The organism is Pseudonocardia sp. Ae150A_Ps1, from assembly GCF_001932315.1.
In the GTDB taxonomy this organism is placed as follows: Bacteria; Actinomycetota; Actinomycetes; order Mycobacteriales; family Pseudonocardiaceae; genus Pseudonocardia.
On the sequence record NZ_MCIJ01000001.1, the window covers coordinates 805631 to 829592 of the forward strand.

Genomic DNA, 23962 nt, shown 5'->3' on the forward strand with positions numbered 1-23962 from the left:
ATGCGCCTCATCCGCCACTCGCGCCCAGGTCGCTGGGCCCTCGCGGTCGTGGCCGCGTCGGCCGCGCTGGCCACCGGCTGTGGAGCGACCGTCGGGGAACCCACCCGGACGCCCCCGCAGCCCGGCGCGAACACCGCACTGCACGCCACGCTGCCGGACTCGGTCAAGGAGTCGGGAGTGATCCGGTTCGCCGGGGACTCGCACCCGCCCTACCGCACCGTCGGCGGCGGCGGCGATATCACCGGCATCGACGCCGACATCCAGGACGAGCTGAGCCGGGTGCTCGGCGTCCGGATCGAGACCAGTGTGGTCGACAGCCTGCCCGCGGCGCTGCAGGGCATGCTCGCCGGCCGCTACGACGCGTTCAACGGACCGGTGAAGGTCACCGCCGAGCGCGAGCGCCAGTTCGACACCGTCACCTGGATGACCACCCGGACGTCCTACGTCGTCCCGGCGGACGCCCCGACCCCGATCGCCGCGACCGAGGACCTCTGCGGGCGGCGCGTCGCGGTCGTCTCGGCCAGCGTCGTCGAGGAACAGCTGCGCCGGCTCTCCGGCTACTGCGAGCGGACCGGGCGCGGCGCCGTGGAGTCCGTCGGGCTGGCCGACACCAACGCCACCCTGCTCGCCGCCCAGTCCGGCCGGGCCGAGGCCGCGGGCATGACCCAGGCCGCGGCGATCGACGTGACCAGCCAGCAGCAGGGCGCCTACACCTACGTCACGCAGACCCAGGAGCAGGGCGCGACCGCCGACAAGCTCGCGCTCTACGTGGCCAAGTCCAGCGAGCTCGGGCCGGCGATGCAGGGCGCCTTCGAGGAGCTGTTCCGGGACGGCAGCTACCGCCGGATCATGCAGAAGTGGGGCCTGGACGACGTGACCGTGCCCGCCCCCGAGTACAACGCGGGGACCGCACCGTGACCGCCGCCGGGACGACCGGCACGCCTGCCACCGGTACCACCGCCGGGGCCGCACCGGGCAGGCCGCACGACGTCGCCACCGCGCGTCCCCGGCTCCGGCCGGGCCGGATCATCGCCTCGGCCGTGCTGGCGCTGATCGCCGTCCAGCTCGTCGCGTTCGGCGTCGGCAACGAGCGGTTCCAGTGGGACGTGGTGGCCGAGCACCTGTTCGATCCGTCGGTGCTGCGCGGTCTGGGCACCACGATGCTGCTCGCCGTCCTCGCCATGCTGATCGGCTCCGTGCTGGGGGGCGCGCTGGCCGCCGCTCAACTGTCCGACTTCGGGCCGACCCGGTGGGCCGCGACCGTCTACGTCGGCGTCTTCCGCGGCATCCCGCCGCTGGTCCAGCTCATCTTCTGGTTCAACCTGGCCTACCTGCTGCCGCGGATCTCGATCGGCGTCCCGTTCGGCCCGACGCTGCTGAGCTGGGACGCCAACGACCTGATCACCCCGCTGACCGCGGGCGTCATCGGCCTGTCGCTGGTCCAGTCCGCGTACATGGCCGAGATCATCCGCGCCGGGATCCTCGGCGTGGACCACGGCCAGCGCGAGGCCGCCTCGGCGATGGGCTTCACCCCGGCGCAGACCTTCTTCCGGATCATCCTGCCGCAGGCCATGCGGGTGATCATCCCGCCGTCCGGCAGCCAGTTCATCACGGTCGTGAAGGGCACCGCACTCGTCTCGGTGATCGCGATGAACGACCTCCTGCACTCCGTGCAGGTGATCTACAACCAGACCTACGAGATCGTCCCGATGCTGATCGTGGCGTGCCTCTGGTACCTGACGGTCGTCACGCTGCTGACGATCGGGCAGCGCAGGCTGGAGCGCCGCTTCGCCCGCGGTCACCTCCGGACGACCCCCTCCGGAGGTGCCTCGTGAACCCCGTCCTGTCCCTGCGCGGCACGACCAAGCGCTTCGGCGACCACACCGCGCTCGACGCGGTCGACCTCGACGTGGCCGAGGGCGAGGTCGTCGTCGTGATCGGGCCGTCCGGCTCCGGCAAGTCGACCCTGGTGCGCTGCGTCCACCAGCTCGAGTCGATCGACGGCGGTGGCATGTACCTCGACGGCGAGCTGCTCGGCTACTCCGAGCACCGCGGCGCGCTGCGCCCGCTCACCCCGAGGGGGACCGCCGCCCAGCGCCGGCGCATCGGCATGGTGTTCCAGCAGTTCAACCTGTTCCCGCACTTCAGCGCGCTGCGCAACGTCACGGAGGCGCCGCGGCGGGTGCACGGCCGCAGCGCCGCCGACGCCGAGCGCGACGCCACGACGCTGCTGGAGCGGGTCGGTCTCGGCGACCGCATGCACCACTACCCGCGCCAGCTCTCCGGCGGCCAGCAGCAGCGCGTCGCGATCGCCCGCGCGCTCGCCACGCGGCCCCGGATCCTGCTGTTCGACGAGCCCACCTCGGCGCTCGACCCGGAGCTCGTCGAGGAGGTCCTCGGCGTCCTGCGCGGCCTCGCCACCGACGGCCTGACGATGGTCGTCGTCACCCACGAGATGGCCTTCGCCCGCGAGGTCGCCGACCGCGTGGTGTTCATGGAGGCCGGCCGCATCGTCGAGACCGGGCCGCCGTCGCAGATCTTCGGGGACCCGTCGAGCGAGCGGCTGCGCACGTTCCTGTCCCGCCACACCCGGGAGGTCCCCGCATGACGGCACCGACGGGCATCACCGTCGCCTCGGTCGGGGACCTCATCCTCGACGAGCCCGACCCGGCGTCGTTCCTGGCGCCGTCGGCGGCACTGCTGCGCGCCGCGGACGTGACCGTCGGCCACGTCGAGGCCCGCACTCGACGACCACGGTGCAGGTCTCCACCGACGTCCCCGCCCCACCGGCGGACCCGGCCGCGCTCGGCGCGCTGACCGCCGCCGGGTTCGACGTCGTCACCCTCGCGGGCAACCACGTCTTCGACGCGGGCGAGGAGGGCGTGACCGACACGGTCGCGCACGCCCGGAAGGCGGGCCTGGTCACCGCCGGGGCCGGGGCCGACCTCGTCGAGGCGCGCGCCGCGGCCGTCGTCGAGCGGGGCGGGCTCCGGATCGGCGTGCTGTCCTACAACTGCGTCGGGCCGCGCGAGTCCTGGGCGACCTCCCGCAAGGCGGGCTGTGCCTACGTCCACGTGCTCACCCACTACGAGCTCGACCACGCGAGCCCCGGCGGGCCGCCGCGGATCTACACCTTCGCCGACCCGGACTCGCTGGAGGCGATGGCCGACGACGTCGCGCGGCTGCGCGCCGAGGTCGACGTCGTGCTGGTCGGCCTGCACAAGGGCGTCGGGCACACCCCCGCCGCGGTGGCGATGTACGAGTCGCCGGTGGCCCGGGCCGCCGTCGACGCCGGCGCCGACGCCGTGTTCGGCCACCACGCGCACATCCTGCGCGGCATCGAGGTCTGGCGCGGGAAGCCGATCTTCCACGGGCTCGGCAACTTCGTCACCGTCACCCACGCCCTGACCCCGGCGTCCGGCGGGGACAGCGCCGAGCGCGACGCGTGGGCGGCGAAGCGGAAGGAGCTCTACGGCTTCGCCCCCGACCCGGACATGCCCTTCTACCCGTTCCACCCGGAGAGCCGGGACACCGTCGTCGCCACCTGCCGGTTCGACGGGTCCGGCGGCCTCGTCGAGGCGGGCGTCGTTCCCTGCCGCATCGACGACGCCGGCCGCCCCGTCCCGCAGGGACCCGACTCACCGGTCGTCGGCTACGTCCGCGACATCACCACCCGCGCCCGGCTGGGCGGCAGGCTGGTCCGCCGCGGCGACGACTGGCTCGTCGCCGGGGCGGGCACGTTCGAGGAGACCGCATGACCCACCAGCCGCTCGCCGGCCGCACCGTGATCGACCTGACCACCGCGCTCGCCGGGCCCTACGCGACCCTGCTGCTCGCCGGTCTCGGCGCCACCGTGATCAAGGTGGAGAACCCCGCCACCGGCGGGGACACCTCCCGCAACAACTCCCCGTACCTCGGCCGGGACGGCCTGGCGCTGGGCCGCACGCACGACGACGACATGTCCGTCTCCATGCTGCTCCGCGGCCGGGGCAAGCTCAGCGTCACGCTCAACCTGAAGGACCCGCGGTCGAAGACCGTGTTCACCGACCTGGTCCGCGGCGCCGACGTGCTCGTCGAGAACTACTCGCCGGGCGTCACCACGCGGCTCGGCATCGACTACGCCGCCGTGCGGGAGATCAACCCGAAGCTCGTCTACACCTCCATCAGCGGGTTCGGCGCGCAGGGCGGGCCCGGCTCCGGCAAGGCGATGGACGCGATCATCCAGGCGCTGTCCGGGGTGATGATGACGGCCGGGGAGCCGGGCGGCGACCCGGTCCGCTTCGGCCTGCCGGTCGGGGACCTGCTGGCACCGCTGTACGCGGTCGTCGGGACGGTGTCGGCGCTGCTGCAGTCCGAGACCACCGGGGAGGGCCAGCACGTCGACGTCTCCATGCTCGGGGCGCTGACCTCACTGGTGGCCTGCGAGCCGTTCGACGCCTACGACGCCGTCGGCCTGGAACAGCGCACCGGCGCGATGGTGCCGCGGCTGGCCCCGTTCGGGATCCTGGAGGCCGCCGACGGGCACATCGCGCTGTGCGCCCCCACCGACGCGTTCGCCCGCGGGGTGCTGCGCGCGATGGGCCGCGTCGACCTCGTCGACGACGACCGCTACCGCACCCGCGACCAGCGGGTCGAGCGCGCGGACGAGCTGCACGCGCTGATCGGCGCCTGGTGCCGCGGGCTGCCCCGGGCCGAGGTCATCGACCGGCTCACCGCCGAGGGGGTGCCCGCCGCCGAGGTCCGCGACCCGCGGGAAGCGGTGCGCGACCCGCTGGTGCGCGACCGGCGCGAGGTCGTCCCGCTCGCCCACCCGCGGCACGGCGCGACCGCCGACCTGTCCGCGACCGGCGTGCCGATCGTCTTCTCCGGCTCCGACGTCGGGCTCGACGGGCCCGCACCCGCGCTCGGCGAGCACAACGACCGCGTCTACCGCGAGCTGCTCGGCTACGACGCCGACGAGATCGCGGCGCTCACCGCCGACGCCGTCATCTGATCCTGCCGACCCACACACCGTCCCGGGGGACCACCATGTCCGCAGCACTGGCTGCGCTGCTCGACCCTGCCCTGCCCGGCCGCACGCCGGACCGGCCGGTCGCCGGCTACGTCGGCGCCGACGTCCCGGTGGAGCTGCTGACGGCGGCCGGGTACCACCCGCTGCGGCTGTCCGGCTCGCCGCACGAGGACGCCTCGCCCGGCCGCCGGCTCCTCGGCGGCGGCCTGGACCCGGTCGCCTGCTCGGTGCTGACCCGGCTGCTCGCCGGGGCGTGCGGGCAGCTCGACGTGCTCGTCGTCTCGCGGGACTGCGAGGCGTCGCTGCGTCTGTTCTACGTGCTGCGCGAGCTCGCCCGGGTGGAGCCGTCGGTGGCGCTGCCGCCCGTCCACCTCGTCGACGTCCTCCACCTCCCGCACCGCACGACCACCCGCTACGTGCTGGCGAAGGTCCGCGGTCTGCGCACCTGGCTGGCCGGGCGGTCCGGGCGCCCGGCCGGTGACGACGCGCTCGCCGCCGCAGTCGCTGCGCACGACCGGGTCCGCGGCCTGCTGCGGGCCACCGGCGACCTGCGGGCGCAGCGCAGGCTCACCGGGACCGAGTTCCTCGGCGTCGTCGACGCCGCGACCGCGCTCCTGCCGGACCGGGCCGCGGAGCTGCTGACCGCACTGGTCGCGGAGCTGCCGGACCGGGGCCCGCGGCCCGGGCACCCGGTGCACCTCACCGGCTCCTCGCACGACTCCCCCGACGTGTACGCCGTGGTGGAGGCGGCCGGGCTGCTCGTCGTCGGGGAGGACCACGACCGCGGCGACCTCCTCGCCGCGACCGACGTCGGCGACCCCGGCGACCCCGCGGGCCTGGAGCTCGCGCTGGCCGAGCGGTACCAGTTCAACGGGCCCGCGGCGCCGCGGGCGTCGATCGCGGAGCGGGCCGCGCACACCGCGGCCCGGGTCCACGCCCGCGGCGCGGCCGGGCTGCTCGGGTACGTCCGCCGCCACGACGACGGCCCGCCCTGGGACTGGGCCGCGCAACGCGCCGCCGCGGGCGTCCCGGCGGCGTCGCTGGAACACCAGCCCTACGGCCGCGTCGACCCGGACGCCCTCGACCGGGCGGTGCGCACGCTGCGGGCCCCGGTGGTGGCCGCGTGAGCGCCCCGGCCCGCACCGGACGGCTGCCCAGCGCGGCCGCGGCGACGGCGTACCAGCGGCAGTGGTTCGCCGACCTGCACCGCGACCACGTTCCCGGCGCCCCGCTCGCCCTGGTCAACGCGGACGCCCCGCAGGAGGTCTTCCGCGCGATGGGCATCCCCTACGTCGTCAACCAGTGGTGGGCCTCGATCGTCGCCGCCAAGCGCCGCACCCAGGACCACCTCGCCCGGCTCCGCGAGCGCGGCTACCCCGACCACACCGAGCAGTACAGCTCCACCGCGCTCGGCAGCGCCTTCGACCCGGACCCGGCGAGCGCCCCGTGGGGTGGGCTGCCGATGCCGTCGATCGTGCTCGCCGAGACCACCGGCGACGCGTCCCGCAAGATCTTCGACGTGTGGGGCGAGCAGCCCGGCGTCACCTTCTACCCGCTGGAGAGCGCGGCCGCGGACACCGTCCCGGAGCGCTGGTGGGAGCTGATGCCGCACCACTGGGAGGACGCGGTGGGCTCCGACCGGCTCGACCTCATGGTCGGCGAGCTGGAGGGCCTCATCCGGTTCCTGGAGCAGACGACCGGCCGCCGGTTCTCCGAGCAGCGCTTCGCCGAGGTGCTGGCCCTGACCAACGAGCAGGAGGAGTGGAACCGGCGCACCCGCGACCTCGTCGCGGCCGCCCGGCCGTGCCCGGTCGCCGTCACCGACTCCATCCCCGCGGTGATGATCCCGCAGTGGCACCGCGGGACCACGTGGGCGCGCGACGCCGCCCACCGGCTGCACGACGAGGTCGCCGGCCGGGTGTCCGCGGGCGCCGCCGTGTGCGACGGCGAGCGGGCCCGGCTGATGTGGGTCGGCCGCGGCCTGTGGTTCGACCTCGAGTTCTACCAGCGGTTCCAGGAGCGCTACGGCGCCGTGTTCGTGTGGTCGATGTACCTGGCGATCGCCGCCGACGGCTACGTCCGCTACGGCGACGACCCGCTCCGCACCCTCGCCGCGCGGTTCGCGGCGTTCTCCGACCAGCTCTACACCCCGCCGTGGTCCGCCGAGTGGTACGTGAAGGAGGCCCGCACGCACGGCGTGCAGGGTGTCGTCCACCTGGTGTCCGACGACGCCCGCGGAAGCTGGGCGACCACCCGCGCGCTGCGGGCCGCCGGGATCCCGGTGCTGGAGCTGCACGCCGACAACGTCGACGCCCGCCGCTCCGACCCTGACCACCTGGACCGCACCGTCGGGAGCTGGATCGAGGCCGAGGTGCTGCCCCGGGCCGATGACTGAGGCCCCGCCCCGGCCCCGCACCGGGCTCTCCACGCCCGCGGTGCTGGCCGGGACGCTGGTCGCGCTGTTCACCGGCTCCCTCACCAACACGATCATCGGGATCGCGCTGCCGACGATCGCCGGTGAGCTCGGCGGGCAGGACCGGGTCGCGTGGGTGGCGGCCGCGGCACTGCTCACGATGACGACGGCGACCCCGGTGTGGGGCAAGCTCGCCGACCGCCGGGGCCCGCGGCCGATGCTGCTCGCGGCGATCGCGCTGTTCGTCGTCGCGTCCCTGGTCGCCGGGCTCGCCCCCACGATGGGCTGGCTGATCACCGGCCGGGCCCTGCAGGGCGCGGCGTCGGGCGGCATCCTGGCCTGCGCGAACGCGCTCGTCGCGGTGCTCGTCCCGGCCCGCGAGCGCGGCCGGTACACCGGCTGGTTCGGGCTGTCGTTCGGCACCGCGTCGGTGGCCGGGCCGCTGATCGGCGGGCTGCTGGTGAGCCCGGGCGCGCCGGGCTGGCGCTGGTGCTTCCTCGGCGTCGTCCCGGTGACGCTGGCCGCCGCGCTGCTCGTGCGGCTCGCCCCCGACCACCGCCCCGAGTCCCGCGACGCCCCGCTGGACCACCTCGGTGCCGCGCTGCTGGCGCTCGCCTCCGGTGGGCTGGTCGTCCTGCTCTCGGCGGGCGGGGTGGCGTGGCCGTGGTCGTCGCCGGTCACGGTGGTGCTCGCCGTCGCCGTCGTGGTGACGACGGTGCTCGCCGTGCTGCGCGAGCGCCGCGCACCGGACCCGATCCTGCCGCCGCGGCTGTTCCGCAGCCGCACCGTCACCATCGCCTGCGCCGCCGGCCTGCTCGTCGGCACGGTGATGTTCGGCGGGATCATCTACCTGCCGCAGTTCCTGCAGGTGGTGCACGGTCACGACGCCATGACCGCGGGGCTGCTGATGCTCCCCCAGATCGGCACCATGATCGTCGCCTCGGCGGTGGCGGGCCGGCTGATCGTGCGGACCGGGCGCTGGAAGAGGTTTCCCGCGGTCGGTTGCGCGCTGCTCGTCGCCGGGCTGGCGGTGCTCGCCCCGCTGACCCCGGCCACCCCGGCCTGGCAGGTCGCCGCCGGGATGGCGCTGCTCGGCGCCGGGACCGGACTGACCCAGCAGGTGCTCGTGCTCGCCGCGCAGAACGCGGCCGGGCCCGGCGACGTCGGCGTCGCCGGGTCGTCGGCGACCTTCGCCCGCACCCTCGGCGGCGCCGTCGGGGTCGCGGTGTTCGGCGCGCTCATCGCGGCCCGGCTGCGCGCCGACCTGCCCGCCGCGCTGGGCGCGGCCGGGCTCCCCGCCACCGACGACGGCGTCCGGCGGCTGCTCGGCACCCCCGCGCAGGTCGCGGCGCTGCCCGGCCCGCTCGCCGACGCCGTGCGGGCCTCCTACACCCACGGGCTCCAGCTCGTCTTCCTCACCACCCTCCCGGTCGCGGTGCTCGCGCTCGTCGCGGTGCTGCTGATCCGCGAGACCGCGCTCGACGAGGGCGCGCCCGCCCCCTGACCCACCGCTCCACGCCCGACCCGACCGCTGCACCATCGACCGCTGCACGGAGGCTCCGCCATGCCCGGAAACCGCCGCCGGACACTGCTCGTGTCCGCACTCGTCGTCCTCGGCCTGGTGGCCGCCCTCGGCATCGCACTGCTCGTGGTGCCACGCCCCGCGGTCGCCACCGCGGACTCCGCACTCGGGTCCTACGCACCGGAGAAGCAGTTCACCGAGCGGATCACCGAGTCGTTCCTCCTCCCGATGCGCGACGGCACCCGGCTCGCGGTGAAGCTCGACCGGCCCGCCGTGGACGGGCGGGCCGCGCCCGGGCCGTTCCCGGTGCTGTGGCAGCACAGCCTCTCGACCGAGCGCAAACCCGAGGACGGCGCCGGCCCGAAGACCGGCGGGATCCAGACGATCCCGACGCTCACCGACCACGGCTACGTCGTCGCCCAGGTCGCCCGCCGCGGCAACGGCCAGTCCTTCGGGGTGCGGCGCGGCTACAACGACCGGCTCGAGGCCGGCGACGCCTACGAGGTCACCGAGTGGCTCGCCGCGCAGCCCTGGTCGGACGGCAACGTCGGCGTCTACGGCTGCTCGAACACCGGTGACGCCGCGATGCACACCCTCACCGTCCGGCCGCCGCACCTGAAGGCGGTGCTCGCGGGCTGCTTCTCCTGGGACAAGTACGACGCGTGGCGGGTCGGCGGCATCTCCGCCCAGTGGGGCTTCGGCCCGTCGCGCACCGTCGAGCAGGACCTCGCGAACACCCCGGTCGACGGCGACGAGGACAAGACCCTCCTGCGGGAGGCCGCCGTCGAGCACCAGAGGGCGACGCCGCTCGCCGACATGTGGCGCGGCATGCCGTACCGGGACAGCTGGACCTCCGCGACGCAGTCCCGGTTCTGGTCCGAGGGCAGCGTCGGCAGCTACGCCGACCAGGTCCGGGCGGCGGACGTCCCCGTCTACGTGATCGGCGGCTGGCACGACGAGCTCCGCGGCCAAGGCATCGCGACACTGCTGAACGTGCCCGGCTCACGGCTGCTCGTCGGGCCGTGGAAGCACTGCGAGAACGCGGGGTTCGGGCTCGTCGAGGAGGCGCACCGGTTCTTCGACCAGCACCTCAAGGGCATCGACACCGGAATCGACGCCGAACCGCCGATCCACTACGCCACCCCGCGGTCCGACGCCGCCGACGCCACCGGCCTGGAGTGGACGGCGGCGCAGAGCTGGCCCCCGGCCGGGACCGGCCCGCAGCCCACGACGCTCGGCGGCGACGGCGTCCTCGGCTCGGCCGCACCCGGCGCCCGCGGGTTCACCGTGGACACCGCGGCGGAGTGCCCCACCGACCCGGGCAGCGGCTCCACGATCCAGCCCTGCCACATCCCCGGCAGCGGGACGAGCTGGACCGGTCCCGTGCTCGACGCGGCCACCGAGCTCACCGGCACCCCGGTCGCCGACCTGACCGTACGGACCGACCGTCGCGGCGGCGACGTGTTCGCCTACCTCGAGGAGGTCGCCCCGGACGGCCGGACGACCGTGATCACCGAGGGCCGGCAGCGGATCTCGCTGCGCGCCGAGCACCCCGCGCCCTACACGCTGCCCGAGGGCGTGCCGTGGCACCGCGCCTACGCCGCCGACGCCGCCCCGGTCACGCCCGGCGCGGCGGTGCGGCTGCGGTTCGCGATGCTGCCGACGTCGTACGAGGTCCCGGCCGGGCACCGCATCCGGGTCACGGTGACCGGGCACGACCCGCGCGCCACCGGCCCGCTGCCCGACGCCGACGGCGCCCGCATCGAGGTGCTGTCCGGTCCGGACACCGCGTCCTCGGTGACGCTCCCGCACCACACCGGCTGACCCACCGGACCACGGAGGACATCCCATCAGGACCGCCGCCGGTGGTGGCCCCGTCACAGCGGGCAGCCACCGGCGGGCCGGGACATCTACCATCGCCCGGTGACCGAGAACCACCACGTGATCATCGGGGCGACCGGTTGACCGCTCCCGGACCGGCGGGTACCGACCTCGCCGGAACCCCGGGCAAGGGACTGCGGACGGGCGCGATCGGGCTGTGGGGCAACACGGCGATCGGTCTGGGTGCGACGGCACCGGCGTACAGCCTCGCCGCCACCCTCGGCTACGTCGTGCTCGCCGTGCACGACAAGGCGCCGGCGATGTTCCTCGTGGCGTTCGTGCCGATGCTGTTCGTCGCCGTCGCCTACCGCGAGCTGAACCGCTCCGTCCCGGACTGCGGGACGACGTTCACCTGGGGCACCAAGGCGTTCGGGCCCTGGGTCGGGTGGATGGGTGGCTGGGGCGTCGCGGTCTCGGCGATCATCGTCCTGGCCAACGTCGCCGAGATCTCCGCGATCTACACGCTGCGGGCGGCCGGGCTCGACGATCTCGCCGAGAACACCCTGGTCAAGGTCGGTCTCGGCGTCGCGTTCATCGCGGTCATGACCTGGATCAGCCACCGCGGGATCGTGCTGTCCGAGCGGTTCCAGAACGTGCTGATCGTCGCCCAGATCGCCGTGCTCGCGCTGCTCGCCGTCGGTGCGCTGGTGCTGGTCGCGACCGGTGACGCCGGCCCGCAGGCGGTCGCGCCGAGCTGGGAGTGGTTCAACCCCGTCGGCGTCGACGGCTCCGCGCTGGCCGAGGCCGTCATCCTGTGCATCTTCATCTACTGGGGGTGGGACGCGTGCCTCGCCGTCGGCGAGGAGACCCGCGGGTCGGACTCCACCCCCGGCCGGGCGGCGCTGCTCGCGACCGCGATCCTGCTCGCCGTCTACCTGCTGGTGGCGGTCGCCGTGCAGTCCTACGCGGGGCTCGGCGCCGAGGGGATCGGGCTGGGCAACGCGGCCAACGCCGAGGACGTCATCACCGTGCTCGGCGCGCCGATCGGTGGCCCGGTGCTCACCACGGTCCTGCTGCTGACGGTCGCGATCTCCGCGGCCGCCTCCACCCAGACGACGATCCTGCCGACCGCCCGCGGGGCGCTGGCGATGGCCGTCTACGGGGCGGTGCCGCCGCGGTTCGGGCGCACCCACTCGCGGAACCGGACGCCCGACTTCGCCACGCTCGTCATGGACGTCTCGGCGATCGCGTTCTACCTCGTACTCGGCCTCGTCAGCGACGACGCGCTGCAGGACACGATCGCCTCGCTCGGCCTGGCCGTGGCGTTCTACTACGGCATCACGGCGTTCGCCTGCGTCTGGTGGTTCCGGGACTCGCTGCTGACCTCGGCCCGTCACCTGCTGCTGCGCGGGCTGCTGCCGCTGCTCGGCGGGCTGGTCATGGTGTGGGCGTTCGTGCAGAGCGCGATCGACATGCTCGACCCGGAGTACGGCGAGACCAGCTTCGGCCCGGTCGGCGGGGTGTTCGTGATCGGCGTCGGGATGATCGTGCTCGGGGTCCCCCTGATGCTGGCGTGCGCGGTACGGCTGCGGGCGTTCTTCCGCGGCGAGCTCCTGCACGCCGGCACCCCCGTCCTGGTCCCCGAATCCGGCGACCCGCCCCACGGCGGCTCCTGACCCGTCCCCGGTGGTCACGGATCGGGAAGGGATCCGGCCACATGTGGCCGCCACACCTCCCGATCCGTGATCACCGGCCCAGGGGGCCGGTCAGGGCGTCGTCCAGGATCGCGAGCCCGCGGTCGATCTCGGCGTCGGTCGCGGTCAGCGGCGGCGCGATCCGGAAGGTCCCGCCCATCCCCGGCAGCTGGACGATGTTCATGTGCAGGCCGAGCTCCGCGCACCGCCGGGTCACGGCGGCACCGAGCCGGTCCGCACCCGCGCCACCGGCCTCGCCGTCGTCGACCAGCTCCAGCCCGACCAGCAGGCCCCGCCCGCGGACGTCGCCGATCGAGGGGTGCCGCGTCGCCAGCTCGTCCAGCCCGGTGCGCAGCCGGGCGCCGAGCTCGCGGGCGCGCAGGTCCAGGCGGTCGCGTTCGAGGACGTCCAGCACCGTGTTGCCGACGGCGGCGGGCAGCGGGTCGTTCACGTGCGTGGTGAGGAAGAGGAACCCGCGGTCGTGCGCCTGCTCCTCGATCTCCGCACTGGTCAGCACGGCCGAGAGCGGGAGCCCGGCACCGAGGGTCTTGGACAGCGTGAGGATGTCGGGGACGACGCCGTCGCGTTCGAAGGCGTAGCGGTCACCGGTGCGGCACAGCCCGGTCTGCGCCTCGTCGAGGATCAGCAGCATGCCGCGCTCGTGGCACTTGTCGCGCAGCGCCGCCAGGTAGCCGGGCGGCAGGTCGATCACCCCGCCCGAGCTGAGGATCGGCTCGACGATGCAGGCCGCGAGCGCACCGGTGGACTGTGCGTCGATCAGCGAGAAGCCGAGGTCCAGCTGGCGGCGCCAGTCGAGCCCGCCCGCGGCGGCGACGACGTCCGGGCGGAACCGGTCGGGCACCGGCAGCGCGAAGTTCCCCGGGGCCGCGGGCCCGTAGCCGTGCCGGCCGGCGACGTAGGTCGCGTTCGCCGCGGCGCCGGTCATGCCGTGCCAGGACCGGGCGAACGACACGATCTCGTGCCCGCCGGTGACGAGCTTGGCCATCCGGATCGCGGCTTCGTTGGACTCGGCGCCGGTGCTGAGCAGCTGCACCTTGTCGAGCGCCGGGACGCTCTCCGCGAGGCGCCGCGCCAGCTCGATCACCGGGCGGGACAGCATTCCGCTGAACAGGTGATCCAGCCGTCCGACCTGCTCGCGGACGGTCGCCACGATCTCCGGGTGCGAGTGCCCGAGGATCGCGCTCATCTGGCCGGAGGTGAAGTCGAGCAGCTCGCGGCCGTCCTCGGTGAACACCGAGCAGCCCTCGGCGCGGTCGATCACGCCGGGGCTGAACGTGCCGTGGCCGAAGTAGCGGACGAGGTGCCGGTCGGCGGCGGCGTCACCGGCGGTCGGGGCGGCGGGCGCGGTCGCGGTGTCCGTCATGGGTCCGACGCTACGAACCCATTCTGTGCACGTCCATCGCACGATGCCGACGCTGCTGTTCGACCTGGCCGCACAATGGGTGGGTGCTGAACCCCTACCGGCTGCGCATGCTGACCCTGCTGGACGGCCTCGGGACCGTCCGGGCGGTGGCGGAGACGATGCACGTCAGCCCGTCGACGGTGTCCCAGCAGCTCGGCGTGCTCGAGTCCGAGACGCGCAGTGGCCTGCTGGAACGGACCGGGCGCCGGGTCCGGCTCACCCCGGCCGGGCTGGTACTCGCCCGGCGCGGGCGGGAGATCCTCGACCGGATGGCCGACGCCGAGGCCGAGCTGCGTGCCCTGCACGACGAGCCGATCGGGAACGTGCGACTCGGGGTGTTCCAGAGCGCGATCCACACTCTCGCCGTCCCCGCCGCGGAGCGGCTGGCGGCGTCGCACCCGCACCTCCACGTCGAGCTCGTCGAGTCCGAGCCGCACGAGAGCGGGCCGGCGCTGGGCACCGGGGAGCTGGACGTCGTCGTCACCACCACCGACCACGTCGCGTTCCCGTGGGACCGCGACCTGGAGATCGTCCCGCTCGGGACGGACCCGGTGGTGCTGGTGCTGCCGCCGGACCATCCGCTGACCCGGCACCGGGTCGTCGACCTGGCCGCGTGCGCGACGGAGACGTGGGCCCTCGACCGCCCCGGTCCTACATGGCGGAGCTGACGGCGCGGCTGTGCCACGAGTCCGGGTTCGAGCCCCGCACCGCGTGCCGGTTCGGCAACTACCTGCTCCTCCTGCAGCACGTCGAGGCGGGACGCTCGGTGGCGCTGCTGCCCGCGCTGGCCGTCGCGCCGGGGCACGCCGTCGTCACCCGCGGGCTGACGACGCCGGTGCACCGCAACGTCGCCGTCGTCCGGCGGCGGGCGAGCGGGCTGCGCACCGCGGTCGACGCCGTCGTCGAGGCACTGCTCGACCATCCCGAGCTGGCAGCCCTGTCCGCCCCGGGCCCGCCCTGACCCACCCGACGCCCCGCCGCCCCCGTTGCGCGTCCCGCGGAACGGGGACGCCGACCACCGCGCTCACCGGATCCGCCGACGCTCACCGGATCGCGTGAGCGCGGCCGGGTTCCGTGAGCGCGGCCGGACTCGGCGAGCGTGCCGGACTCGGCGAACACAGCCGGACCTGGTCGCCACGCCCGGACCCGCCACGGGGCCGCGACCTGCACGCTCACCGGATCGGCCCCGCTCACCGAACCTGCCCGCGCTCATCGGATCGCGTGAGCGCGGGCAGGTTCGGTGAGCGCCACGGCCCTTGCCGCGTTCCGTGGAACGTGGCAACGGGGCGGGGCGGTTCAGGACACGAGCAGGAAGGGCACCACCATCGTCAGGATGGTGAAGGCCGGGCCGATGAGGACCATCGCGAAGCCCCACACCGTCAGCCGGTTGGAGAGCACCTTGCGCTCCGGTTCCGACGCCGAGGCGACGATCGTCGCGCCAGTGGTGGAGAACGGCGCGCAGTCCACCAGCGACGCCGAGATCGCGAGCGCGTAGATGAAGCCCGTCGTCTCCAGCCCGCCGCCGACCACCAGGAGCGGCACCGCGAGCGGGATGAGCGCGCCGAGGATCCCGATGGTGGACGCGAACGCCGACACCAGACCGGCGATGACGCAGAGCACGATCGCCGCGACCAGCGGGACGTTCACCGAACGGGCGAGCTCCCCGAGCTGGTCGATCGCACCGATCCGGGTGAGCACGCCGACGTAGGTGAGGATCCCGCCGAGCAGCAGGATCGTGCCCCAGTCGACCTTCGACACGGCCTTGCGACCGACCTCGGGGTTCCAGAGCGAGAGTCCGACCGCGAGGGTGAGCGCGACGACGCCGAGGTTCACGTCGACGTCGAGGATCGTCAGGGTGAAGAACCCGACCACCAGCAGGACGAGCGTGGCGAGCACGCCGATCTGCAGCCCGTTCAGGGGCGGGGCCGGTTCGGTCTCCGCGCGCGTCGCCGTGGCGACGCCGCCACCGGCCGGTCCCCCGGTCGACGACGCCGTGCCGCTCCCCGAACCACCGGTCCCGGCACCGCCGTTCCCGGCACCCCGCGAGCGCCGCACCAGCTCCGGCCCGCCGAACATCAGGAACGCGACGAGCACGACCAGGGCGTTCACCCCGACCGACAGGAAGAACATCAGGCCGGCGTCGTAGGGGATCCCGGCCGTGCGGGCCACCGTCCCGACGGTGATGCCGTTGATGCTGGTCGGCGCGAGCGCCCCGCCGACGATCGCGGAGCTCATCGCGATGCCCATCAGCGTGGGGCTGATCCGGTGCGTGGTCGCCAGCGACATCGCGATCGGCACGACCGCGAACGCGGCGTGCGAGGTGCCCAGGCAGGCCACGGCGGTGCCGATCAGCCACATCGCCCACGGCAGCAGCGCGACCCGGTCGCCGACCACGCGCACCGAGCGGTCGACCAGCCAGTCGATGGTGCCGGTCTCCCGGGCCATGCCGAACAGGTAGGTGATGCCCAGCAGGATCAGCAGGGCGTCGACGGGGAAGTCGGCGAGGATGTCGTCGAGGCTCTCCCCGACCACCCCGATGCCGACGAGGAACGCCGCCACCAGCGCGAGCGCTCCCATGTGCACGTTGCGGATCGCCGAGATCGCGAACACCGCCGCGAACACGACCAGCGCGATGACCTCGGCGCTCATGCCGGCACCCCCGTCCCGGTCATGGCGGACTCGGCGACCCGGTGCGCGGCGAGCGCCCCCGGGTCGGCGCCGTCGAGGTCGTCGACGCGTACCAGCTCACCGGCCGGCACCGCGCGGTTCAGCCGGGTCCCGGCGAGCAGGTAGTACGGCGCGGTACCGGGCTCGGCGGTCACCATCACCGGCGCGACGCCGGCGATCTCGTGGTGGTGGCCGGTCACGGTGAACTCCGTGCCCGCCTCCAGGTCACCGGCGGTCCGGGCGGCCAGCAGGGTGGTCGGCCGGGGCTGCGGTGCGGGCCCGGACCCGTCGACGGCGGCGTGGATCGTCAGCGGCGTCTCCGCGCCCATCGCGTGGTACGGCCAGTAGAGGCAGGCGTAGCGCCCGTCGCGGCTGACGACGTGCCCCTTGCCGCGCAACATCTCCCAGGTCACCGGGTCGCCGGTGCGGACGACGGCGAACACGCCCCCGGCGACGCTCGCCTCGCCGGGCAGGCGCAGCGCGGAGAAGACGTCGACCACGCCGTCGTGCTCGCGGACGCCACCGTGCTCGCGTGCGGCGTACACGTCGGCGAGCTCGGCGATCCGGGCGACCGGGTAGTGCAGGTCCTCCCGGTCGGGGACGGCGCCGGTGCGGGTGGCGACCACGGTCATCTCGCAGAGGTCGGCCGCGGCCGACCGCTTCAGGCCGGCGACGGCGTCGGCGCGGGCCGCGAGGGTCGCCCGCACGTCGGTGCCCAGCTCCAGCAGCCCGGCCAGGGCCGACACCTCGACGGTCACGTCGTTCTGGACGAGAGTCCCGGCCGCGGGGTCGAGGACGAGGTCGTACTCCCCCGCCTTGCCGATCGCGACGATCTCCAGCCCGGTGGCCGACACCCAGTCGACGAGGCGGATCAGGTTGGCGGGCTGGTCGCCGTCGGCGGGGAGGTAGGCGCGACCGGCGGCACGGGCCCGCTCGGCGAGGGCGACGCCCGCGACGGTGTCGACCTCCTTGGAGACCATGACGACGTGCACGCCGTGGTCGAGGGCCGCCGCGGCGCAGGCGGTCCCGACGTCGATCCGCCCGGTGGCCTCCACGAGGACGTCGACACCGTCCCAGGGCACGTCCGCGGCGTCGGTGAGCACCGTGGGGCCGCCGGAGCCGGGGCCCAGCTCGGCGAGGGTCCGCTCCAGGCCGTCGACGTCGGGATCGACCAGGACGGCCGGCACCAGTTCCGGTGTCTGCCGCAGCTGGGCGAGCAACGTGCGGCCGTAGCCGCCGTTCGCCCCGGTCAGCGCGATCCGGACGGGCGCATGGGCCCGTGCGGAATGGGGATGGATCACCGTTGCTCCAATCTGGCACCGCACTCTCGTCCCCCGGCCGGACCGGGGGTGGCGTGACTCTGACACAGGATCTAGATTTCTACAAACATGCCCCAGATTTTCACAAGGAGGCTCATCCGATGCTCGGAGCCGTCGCCGACGACTTCACCGGCGCCACGGATCTTGCGATCATGCTCCGCCGCAACGGTCACCGCGTGGCCGTGGTGATCGAGGAGCACGACCCGGATCCCGCCGTGCGCGAGGGGCTCGACGCCGTCGTGGTGGCGTTGAAGTCGCGTACCGCGCCCGTCGCCGAGGCGGTCGCCGCGTCGGAACGGGCGGTGGACCGGCTGCGCGGCTGGGGCGCCGACCGGCTCTACGTGAAGTACTGCTCCACGTTCGACTCGACCGACCGCGGCAACATCGGCCCGGTGCTCGACGCCGTCGCCGACCGCGCCGGGGCCGGCACCGTCGTCGTCGCGCCGGCGCTGCCCGCCAACGGCCGCACCGTCTACCAGGGACATCTGTTCGTCGGCGCCGAGCTGCTGGAACGCTCCCCCATGCGGCACCACCCGCTCACGCCGATGACCCGCTCCCGGGTCGCGGAGCTGCTCGCCCCGCAGACCCCGCACGCCGTCGACGAGATCCACCTCGCCACGGTCCGCCGGGGCCCCGGCGCGGTACGCGCCGCGCTCGCGGAGGCGGCGGACCGCTACGTCGTCGTCGACACGGTGGACGACGACGACCTGCGGGTCCTCGGCGCGGCCGTCGCCGGCGCACCCGTCGTCAGTGGCGGCTCCGGGCTCGCCCTGGGGCTGCCCGATCCCGGGACCCCGGCCGACGACTGGCGCCCCGCCGCCCCCGGACGGGTCCGCCTGACCCTGTGCGGCAGCGCCTCCGCCGCGACCCGGCGCCAGGTCGCCGACGCCGCCCGCACCGCACCGTCGCTCCGGATCGACCCGGTGACGGCGGTGCGGGACCCGGACGCCGAGACCGCACGGCTGACGGCCTGGGTGCGGGAGCAGCCGGTGGGCTCCGCCCCCGTCGTCTACGCGACCGCGGAGCCGGGCGACGTCGTCGCCGAGGTGGACGGCGCCGCCGTCGCCCCGGCCGTCGAGGCGGTGCTCGCGGCCGCCGGGCACGCGCTCGTCGCCGACGGCACCGTGTCCCGGCTCCTGGTCGCGGGCGGCGAGACCAGCGGTGCCGTGGTCCGGTCGCTCGGCGCCGGCCTGCTGCGGATCGGGCCGGAGATCGCCCCGGGCATCTGCTGGACGGCCGCGACGACCGCGGACGGCCGGGCGGTCACCCTCGCCCTCAAGAGCGGGAACTTCGGTCCCGACGACCTGTTCACCTCGGCCTGGGACGTGCTCGCGTGAACGCCGTCGACGCGCTGCTGACCGCGGGCGTCCGGGTGGTCACCGACGGGCTGAGCCCCGGCACCAGCGGCAACATCAGCGTCCGCGACGGGGACCGGGTCCTGGTCAGCGGGTCGGGGACCTCGCTGGGCCGGCTGGGCCCCGACGACGTCGCCGTGCTCGACCTCGACGGCAGGCACCTCGACGGTGCCCGGCCGTCGAAGGAGTGGCCGCTGCACCTGGCGTTCTACGCCCGCGACCCGGAGCACCGGGCCGTCGTGCACGTCCACTCCCCCTACGCCGTCGCCGCGTCCTGTCTGGAACCGTGGTCCGACGCGAGCGCGGTGCCGCCGCTGACGCCGTACTACGTGATGCGGGTCGGGCAGACCCCGCTGCTGCCCTACCGGCCGCCGGGCGATCCCGGCCTGGGCGACGACCTGCGCGGGTGCCCCTGGGAGCTGCGCGCGGCGCTGCTCGCCAACCACGGCTCCGTCGTCGCCGCGGCGGACGCGGCGCAGGCGTGCGAGATGGCCGTCGAGCTGGAGGAGGCGTGCCGGATCGCCCTGCTCACCACCGGGCTGCCGCGCCGCGAGCTCACCCCGGACGCGACCCGCGAGCTGGCCCGGCGGTGGGCGAGCCCGTGGGGCGGGCGCACTACAGTCGGATCGTCGAGGAGGTAGCAGCCATGGCGAGCCCGCCGCTCATCCCCGAGCAACGCAGGCAGGAGATCCTCCGGCTGCTCCGGCAGTCGCAGGTGCTCAGCTTCAACCAGCTGACCGAGCAGCTCGGCGTCAGCCACATGACCGTCCGGCGCGACGTCGAGGCGCTCGCGAAGCAGGGCGCCGTGGAGTCCACACCGGGCGGTGCGCGGCTCGCGAGCCGGCTGCTGCGCGAGCCGGACCGCGACGAGAAGGCGGTGGCCGACCGGCCGGAGAAGGAGGCGATGGCCGTCGCGGCGGCCGCCATGGTCACCGACGGCATGACCGTCTACCTCGACGCGGGCACCACAGTGCAGGCCATGCGCCCGCACCTCGGGCACCTGCGCGAGCTGACGGTGGTCAGCAACGACCTCGCGACCGTCGCCGACTTCCTCGACCACCCGGGAGTGGACCTCATCTGCCTGGGCGGGCGGGTCGAGCGGGAGAACCGGTCCACCGCGGGGCGGCTCGCGACCCTCGCGCTCAAGGAGCTGTCGCTGGACGTGGCGTTCCTGTCGTCGAGCTCGTGGGACGTCGGGCACGGGGTCACCACGCCGGTCGAGGCCAAGGTCGACGTGAAGCGCGCGGCGCTGGCCGCCGCCGGGTCCACGGTGCTGGTCGCGGGCAGCAGCAAGTACGGCCGGTTCGCCCGCTACCGGGTGCTGCGGCTCGACGAGGTCGACACGGTGATCACCGACGACGGCCTCGGCGACGCCGCGGCCGGCGAGATCGAGGGGTCCGGTGCGGAGCTCGTCCGGGTCCCGGCCGCGGCGCGCTGAGCCGGCCGGTGGGCACCGGCCGCTGCCCGCCGGGACCGGAGCTACCCTCGGGAACGTGGCAAGATCGGAACCGGGACCGGACGGCACGCCCGTCGAGCCGGAACGGCGCGACCGGCGGTTCCCGGCCCGGCTGTTCCGTGCGGGCACCGAGCCCGACCCGCGGTTCACCCTCGCCAACGAGCGCACCTTCCTCGCCTGGATCCGGACCGCGCTGGCACTCGTCGCCGGTGGTGTCGCACTGGAGGCCCTCGGCCTCGACCTGCAGCCGGCCCTGCGGCTCGCGGCGTCGGTCCTGCTGATCGTCGCCGGGCTGCTCACCCCGGTGCAGGCGTGGGTCGGCTGGTACACCACCGAGCGGGCGCTGCGTCTCCGACGACCGCTGCCGCCGCCCGCGCTGGCGCTCCCCACCGGGATCGCGGTGGTCGCGGCCGGTGTCCTCGTCGGGCTGGCCGTGCTGCTCCGATGAGCTCCGAGCGCACCGGGCCGCTGTTCGACGCCGGCCTGCAGCCCGAGCGCACGGGCCTGGCCTGGCGGCGGACGGCGATCTCCCTCGCGGCCGGCTCGCTCGTCGCGATGCGCATCCTGCCGGGCGACTCCGGGGACCTGCTCCTGCTGCTGCCCGGGGTCGTCGGGTTCGCCGTCGCCGTCGGACTCCTGGTCATGACCGAACGCCGCTACCTGCACGTCCACCGGACCCTGGCCTCGGACCACACACCGCTCGTCGGGGGCGGGGTGTCGATGCTGTGCACCGCCCTGGCCTGCGTGCTGTTCGCGGTCGCCGCGCTCGGATTCGTGCTCGCCGGCTGACCCGACCCGCGTCGCACCGGTGCAGGATGTCGGTGGACCCCCACGACCCCACGTGAACGACCCGAGAGGTGCAACCGGACGTGACGACACCATCCCCCGAGGACACGTCCGCCGCCGGGCTCCCGCGCCCGCGACGGCCTGCGGGTCGTGGAGTGCGCGAGCTTCGTCGCCGGACCGACGGGCGGGATGACCCTCGCCCAGCTCGGCGCCTCGGTCATCCGGATCGACCCGATCGGCGGCGGCCCCGACCACGGACGCTGGCCGGCCGCCGGGCACGGCACCGGCGACTCGTACTACTGGGCCTCGCTCAACAAGGGCAAGCGCTCGGTCACCGTCGACATGCGGTCCGACGAGAGCCGCGAGCTCGTCCTCGCCCTCGCCACCGCCCCCGGCGAGGACCGCGGGGTGCTGGTGGACAACGTCGTCGGACGCCGCTGGATGGCCAACGACGCCCTCACCGCCCGCCGTGCGGACCTGATCCACGTCCGCGTCCAGGGCTACCCCGACGGGCGCCCCGCGGTCGACTACACGGTCAACGCCGAGGTCGGGATCCCGCAGATCACCGGCAGCGAGGAGGGCGCGGCACCGGTCAACCACGTGCTCCCGGCCTGGGACCTGGTGACCGGCCTGACCGTCTCCACCACGGTGCTGGCGGCGCTGCACCAGCGGACCCGGACCGGGCGCGGGGTGTACTCGGAGATCGCGCTGTCCGACGTCGCGCTCGCCGGGGTCGCGAACCTCGGCTGGCTGTCCGAGGCCGAGGAGCACGGCCACGAGCCTCCGCGGCACGGCAACCACGTCTACGGCAGCTTCGGCGTGGACTTCGCCTGCTCCGACGGGGAACGCGTCATGGTCGTCGCGCTCACCCCGGGGCAGTGGAACGCGCTGGTCACGGTCACCGGCACCGAGGCCGTGTTCAGCGCCCTGGAGAAGGCGCTCGACGCCGACCTCGCCGACGAGACCGAGCGCTACCGGCTGCGCGAGACGATCGCCGCCGTGCTCAAGCCGTGGTTCCTCGCCCGGGACTCGGTGACCGTCGAGACCGAGCTCAACCACGCGCGCGTGCTGTGGGGCCGCTACCAGGGGATGACGCACGTGGCCGGCGAGCACCGGGCGGGCGTGCACCCGCTGCTGGCCGATCTCACGCTGCCCGGCGGGGCGAGCGGCATCACCGCCCGCTCCCCCATCCGCTGGGACGGCGAACACGGCGACCCCGGGAACGCGCCGCAGCTCGGCCGGGAGACCGACGACGTGCTGGCCGGTGAGCTCGGGCTGTCCGAGGCCGAGATCGGCGCGCTGCACGACCGCGGCGTCGTCGGCTGACCGCACCGCGCGGGCCCGGACCGTTCCGGGCCCGCGCGGCGGGACGCCTGCGCCGTCAGCCCGAGCCGGTGAGCGCCCCCGCGACCGGGCCCAGCGGCGGGGCCCACTCGCGGATCTGCACGTCGGCGATGACGCCGGCGGCGGTGTAGGGGTCACCGTCCACGATGGCCTGCACGGCGTCGCGGCCGGGCGCGCTGAAGACCAGCAGGCCGCCGGCGGGCTCGTCCGGCGCCCACGCACCGGCGACGAGCAGCTCGGGCCGCTCGGCCAGGTAGCTGCGGTGCGAGTCGCGGGTGGCGAGCCTGCGGTCGTGGTCGTCGGTGTACGTGTAGATCACGGCGAATGTCGGCACGGCACCATCCTGCAACATCACCGGCGGCCGCGGGACGGTCAGGCCGGTCGTCCGACGTGCGGGTGCACCGCACGCCCGTCTCCGGGCATCAGTCCCCGTCCGTGGGCGGGGCGGTCCGCAGCGGGTCGTCGAGGGACATGGTCGCCCGCTCGCTGGAGCGGACGTGGTCGCGCATCGCGAACTCGGCGCCGAAGCCGTCCTTCTCCCGCACCAGGTCCAGGACCCGCTGGTGCTCCGACAGCGACGCACCGAGCCGGCCGGGCCGCGTGAGCGATGCCGACACCAGCCGGTGGTACGCGAGCTGGTTCATCAGCGTGCGGTAGTGGGCGGTCAGCCGGGTGTTGTCGGCCCCGGTGACGACGAGCTCGTGGAACTCGTGGACGAGGTCGGCGTAGGTGCCCGCGTCACCGGCGTCGACGGCCGCGCCGGACCGTTCGAGGTTGTCCTCCAGCCGGTCCAGCACCGGGGTGTCGCCCCGTGCGGCGAGCAGCCGTGCCGCCATGCCCTCGAGCATCTCCTTGAGCTCGAACAGCTCGACGAGCTCGCGCCGGCTCGGCACGCGCACGAAGGTCCCGACCCGCGGCCGGATCTCGACGAGACCCTCGATCTGCAGCTGCTTGAGCGCCTCGCGCACCGGGGTGCGGCTGACGTCGTACTCGGTAGCGAGCGCGAGCTCGGAGAGCGGCTGCCCCGGCTGCCGGGCCCCGCTGACGATGGCCTCGCGCAACCCGTCCAGCACCCGGGCCTGCGCGCCCCGGCCACTGCCGGTCGAGGGCCCGCCGCGCTCCGTGACCACACCCATGCCGGGACCCTAACT

The 23962-nt window shown here is 74.6% G+C and carries 22 protein-coding genes and 1 pseudogene; 18 read left to right on the forward strand and 5 right to left on the reverse strand.

Going from position 1 to position 23962, the window contains the following annotated elements; genetic code table 11:
* From Ae150APs1_RS03390 to Ae150APs1_RS03435, 11 genes are all read left to right on the forward strand, one after another.
* Positions 1-918 carry a transporter substrate-binding domain-containing protein gene (locus tag Ae150APs1_RS03390; protein ID WP_075295723.1) on the forward strand — a complete coding sequence of 306 codons (918 nt, stop codon included), beginning with the start codon at positions 1-3 and terminating at the stop codon, positions 916-918.
* Entirely contained in the window at positions 915-1835 is a 921-nt protein-coding gene (locus Ae150APs1_RS03395) for an amino acid ABC transporter permease (RefSeq protein WP_075295725.1), read from the forward strand. The genes Ae150APs1_RS03390 and Ae150APs1_RS03395 overlap by 4 nt, the downstream gene beginning before the upstream one ends.
* On the forward strand, positions 1832-2608 hold the full coding sequence (locus Ae150APs1_RS03400) for an amino acid ABC transporter ATP-binding protein (RefSeq protein ID WP_075295727.1): 777 nt from the start codon (positions 1832-1834) through the stop codon (positions 2606-2608). The genes Ae150APs1_RS03395 and Ae150APs1_RS03400 overlap by 4 nt, the downstream gene beginning before the upstream one ends.
* Positions 2605-2817, forward strand: coding sequence for a hypothetical protein (locus Ae150APs1_RS33275; protein ID WP_249266196.1), 213 nt, complete (start codon positions 2605-2607; stop codon positions 2815-2817). Before Ae150APs1_RS03400 ends, Ae150APs1_RS33275 begins: the two co-directional genes overlap by 4 nt.
* On the forward strand, positions 2757-3758 hold the full coding sequence (locus tag Ae150APs1_RS03405; protein WP_249266197.1) for a CapA family protein: 1002 nt from the start codon (positions 2757-2759) through the stop codon (positions 3756-3758). Before Ae150APs1_RS33275 ends, Ae150APs1_RS03405 begins: the two co-directional genes overlap by 61 nt.
* Positions 3755-4993, forward strand: coding sequence for a CoA transferase (locus Ae150APs1_RS03410; protein ID WP_075295729.1), 1239 nt, complete (start codon positions 3755-3757; stop codon positions 4991-4993). Before Ae150APs1_RS03405 ends, Ae150APs1_RS03410 begins: the two co-directional genes overlap by 4 nt.
* A 35-nt stretch (positions 4994-5028) precedes the next feature.
* Complete coding sequence (locus Ae150APs1_RS03415; protein ID WP_075295731.1) at positions 5029-6138, forward strand: 2-hydroxyacyl-CoA dehydratase family protein; 1110 nt, start codon at positions 5029-5031, stop codon at positions 6136-6138.
* Entirely contained in the window at positions 6135-7406 is a 1272-nt protein-coding gene (locus Ae150APs1_RS03420; RefSeq protein WP_010228231.1) for a 2-hydroxyacyl-CoA dehydratase family protein, read from the forward strand. Before Ae150APs1_RS03415 ends, Ae150APs1_RS03420 begins: the two co-directional genes overlap by 4 nt.
* Positions 7399-8928, forward strand: coding sequence for an MFS transporter (locus tag Ae150APs1_RS03425; protein ID WP_075295733.1), 1530 nt, complete (start codon positions 7399-7401; stop codon positions 8926-8928). Before Ae150APs1_RS03420 ends, Ae150APs1_RS03425 begins: the two co-directional genes overlap by 8 nt.
* Before the next feature lie 60 nt (positions 8929-8988).
* Positions 8989-10770 (forward strand): CocE/NonD family hydrolase, encoded by a 1782-nt coding sequence (locus tag Ae150APs1_RS03430; protein ID WP_075295735.1) that lies wholly within the window; start codon positions 8989-8991, stop codon positions 10768-10770.
* Between the two features lie 137 nt (positions 10771-10907).
* Positions 10908-12443, forward strand: a complete 1536-nt coding sequence (locus Ae150APs1_RS03435; RefSeq protein WP_075295737.1) for an APC family permease — start codon at positions 10908-10910, stop codon at positions 12441-12443.
* A 70-nt stretch (positions 12444-12513) separates the two neighbouring features.
* Here Ae150APs1_RS03435 and Ae150APs1_RS03440 read toward each other — a convergent pair whose 3' ends face one another.
* The gene (locus tag Ae150APs1_RS03440) at positions 12514-13845 is read right to left on the reverse strand and encodes an aspartate aminotransferase family protein (protein ID WP_075295739.1); all 1332 of its coding nucleotides are present in this window, start codon (positions 13843-13845) and stop codon (positions 12514-12516) included.
* Positions 13846-13928: 83 nt separating this feature from the next.
* Between Ae150APs1_RS03440 and Ae150APs1_RS03445 the strand changes: the two are divergent.
* A pseudogene (locus Ae150APs1_RS03445) lies at positions 13929-14845 on the forward strand (LysR substrate-binding domain-containing protein).
* 335 nt (positions 14846-15180) lie between these two features.
* Here Ae150APs1_RS03445 and Ae150APs1_RS03450 read toward each other — a convergent pair.
* Together Ae150APs1_RS03450 and Ae150APs1_RS03455 are read right to left on the reverse strand one after the other, a co-directional pair.
* A complete protein-coding gene (locus Ae150APs1_RS03450; protein ID WP_075295741.1) occupies positions 15181-16533 on the reverse strand; it encodes an SLC13 family permease in 1353 nt (450 codons plus the stop codon).
* Positions 16530-17852 carry a homoserine dehydrogenase gene (locus Ae150APs1_RS03455; protein WP_075295743.1) on the reverse strand — a complete coding sequence of 441 codons (1323 nt, stop codon included), beginning with the start codon at positions 17850-17852 and terminating at the stop codon, positions 16530-16532. Before Ae150APs1_RS03455 ends, Ae150APs1_RS03450 begins: the two co-directional genes overlap by 4 nt.
* Positions 17853-17971: 119 nt before the next feature.
* Between Ae150APs1_RS03455 and otnK the strand changes: the two genes are divergently transcribed.
* The 6 genes from otnK to Ae150APs1_RS03485 all read left to right on the forward strand — a co-directional run bounded on the left by otnK (position 17972) and on the right by Ae150APs1_RS03485 (position 22793).
* Positions 17972-19207 (forward strand): 3-oxo-tetronate kinase, encoded by a 1236-nt coding sequence (gene otnK, locus Ae150APs1_RS03460; RefSeq protein WP_075295745.1) that lies wholly within the window; start codon positions 17972-17974, stop codon positions 19205-19207.
* A complete protein-coding gene (locus Ae150APs1_RS03465; RefSeq protein ID WP_075295747.1) occupies positions 19204-19866 on the forward strand; it encodes a class II aldolase/adducin family protein in 663 nt (220 codons plus the stop codon). The genes otnK and Ae150APs1_RS03465 overlap by 4 nt, the downstream gene beginning before the upstream one ends.
* A 5-nt stretch (positions 19867-19871) precedes the next feature.
* Complete coding sequence (locus Ae150APs1_RS03470; protein ID WP_010228166.1) at positions 19872-20663, forward strand: DeoR/GlpR family DNA-binding transcription regulator; 792 nt, start codon at positions 19872-19874, stop codon at positions 20661-20663.
* Positions 20664-20718: 55 nt separating this feature from the next.
* Positions 20719-21129, forward strand: coding sequence for a DUF202 domain-containing protein (locus Ae150APs1_RS03475; protein ID WP_075301622.1), 411 nt, complete (start codon positions 20719-20721; stop codon positions 21127-21129).
* A complete protein-coding gene (locus Ae150APs1_RS03480; RefSeq protein ID WP_010228170.1) occupies positions 21126-21470 on the forward strand; it encodes a DUF202 domain-containing protein in 345 nt (114 codons plus the stop codon). Before Ae150APs1_RS03475 ends, Ae150APs1_RS03480 begins: the two co-directional genes overlap by 4 nt.
* A gap of 147 nt (positions 21471-21617) precedes the next feature.
* Entirely contained in the window at positions 21618-22793 is a 1176-nt protein-coding gene (locus Ae150APs1_RS03485; RefSeq protein WP_249266198.1) for a CoA transferase, read from the forward strand.
* 55 nt (positions 22794-22848) lie between these two features.
* Here Ae150APs1_RS03485 and Ae150APs1_RS03490 read toward each other — a convergent pair whose 3' ends face one another.
* Together Ae150APs1_RS03490 and Ae150APs1_RS03495 are read right to left on the reverse strand one after the other, a co-directional pair.
* On the reverse strand, positions 22849-23145 hold the full coding sequence (locus Ae150APs1_RS03490) for a YciI family protein (RefSeq protein WP_010228175.1): 297 nt from the start codon (positions 23143-23145) through the stop codon (positions 22849-22851).
* A gap of 88 nt (positions 23146-23233) precedes the next feature.
* Complete coding sequence (locus Ae150APs1_RS03495) at positions 23234-23947, reverse strand: GntR family transcriptional regulator (RefSeq protein WP_075295751.1); 714 nt, start codon at positions 23945-23947, stop codon at positions 23234-23236.
* Between the last annotated feature and the right edge of the window lie 15 nt (positions 23948-23962).

Coding starts and splice junctions, on each gene's coding strand:
- Ae150APs1_RS03390 (WP_075295723.1), top strand. CDS start 1: ATGCGCCTCATCCGCCACTCGCGCCCAGGTCGCTGGGCCCTCGCGGTC.
- Ae150APs1_RS33275 (WP_249266196.1), top strand. CDS start 2,605: ATGACGGCACCGACGGGCATCACCGTCGCCTCGGTCGGGGACCTCATC.
- Ae150APs1_RS03410 (WP_075295729.1), top strand. CDS start 3,755: ATGACCCACCAGCCGCTCGCCGGCCGCACCGTGATCGACCTGACCACC.
- Ae150APs1_RS03415 (WP_075295731.1), top strand. CDS start 5,029: ATGTCCGCAGCACTGGCTGCGCTGCTCGACCCTGCCCTGCCCGGCCGC.
- Ae150APs1_RS03425 (WP_075295733.1), top strand. CDS start 7,399: ATGACTGAGGCCCCGCCCCGGCCCCGCACCGGGCTCTCCACGCCCGCG.
- Ae150APs1_RS03430 (WP_075295735.1), top strand. CDS start 8,989: ATGCCCGGAAACCGCCGCCGGACACTGCTCGTGTCCGCACTCGTCGTC.
- Ae150APs1_RS03440 (WP_075295739.1), bottom strand. CDS start 13,845: ATGACGGACACCGCGACCGCGCCCGCCGCCCCGACCGCCGGTGACGCC.
- Ae150APs1_RS03450 (WP_075295741.1), bottom strand. CDS start 16,533: ATGAGCGCCGAGGTCATCGCGCTGGTCGTGTTCGCGGCGGTGTTCGCG.
- otnK (WP_075295745.1), top strand. CDS start 17,972: ATGCTCGGAGCCGTCGCCGACGACTTCACCGGCGCCACGGATCTTGCG.
- Ae150APs1_RS03470 (WP_010228166.1), top strand. CDS start 19,872: ATGGCGAGCCCGCCGCTCATCCCCGAGCAACGCAGGCAGGAGATCCTC.
- Ae150APs1_RS03480 (WP_010228170.1), top strand. CDS start 21,126: ATGAGCTCCGAGCGCACCGGGCCGCTGTTCGACGCCGGCCTGCAGCCC.
- Ae150APs1_RS03495 (WP_075295751.1), bottom strand. CDS start 23,947: ATGGGTGTGGTCACGGAGCGCGGCGGGCCCTCGACCGGCAGTGGCCGG.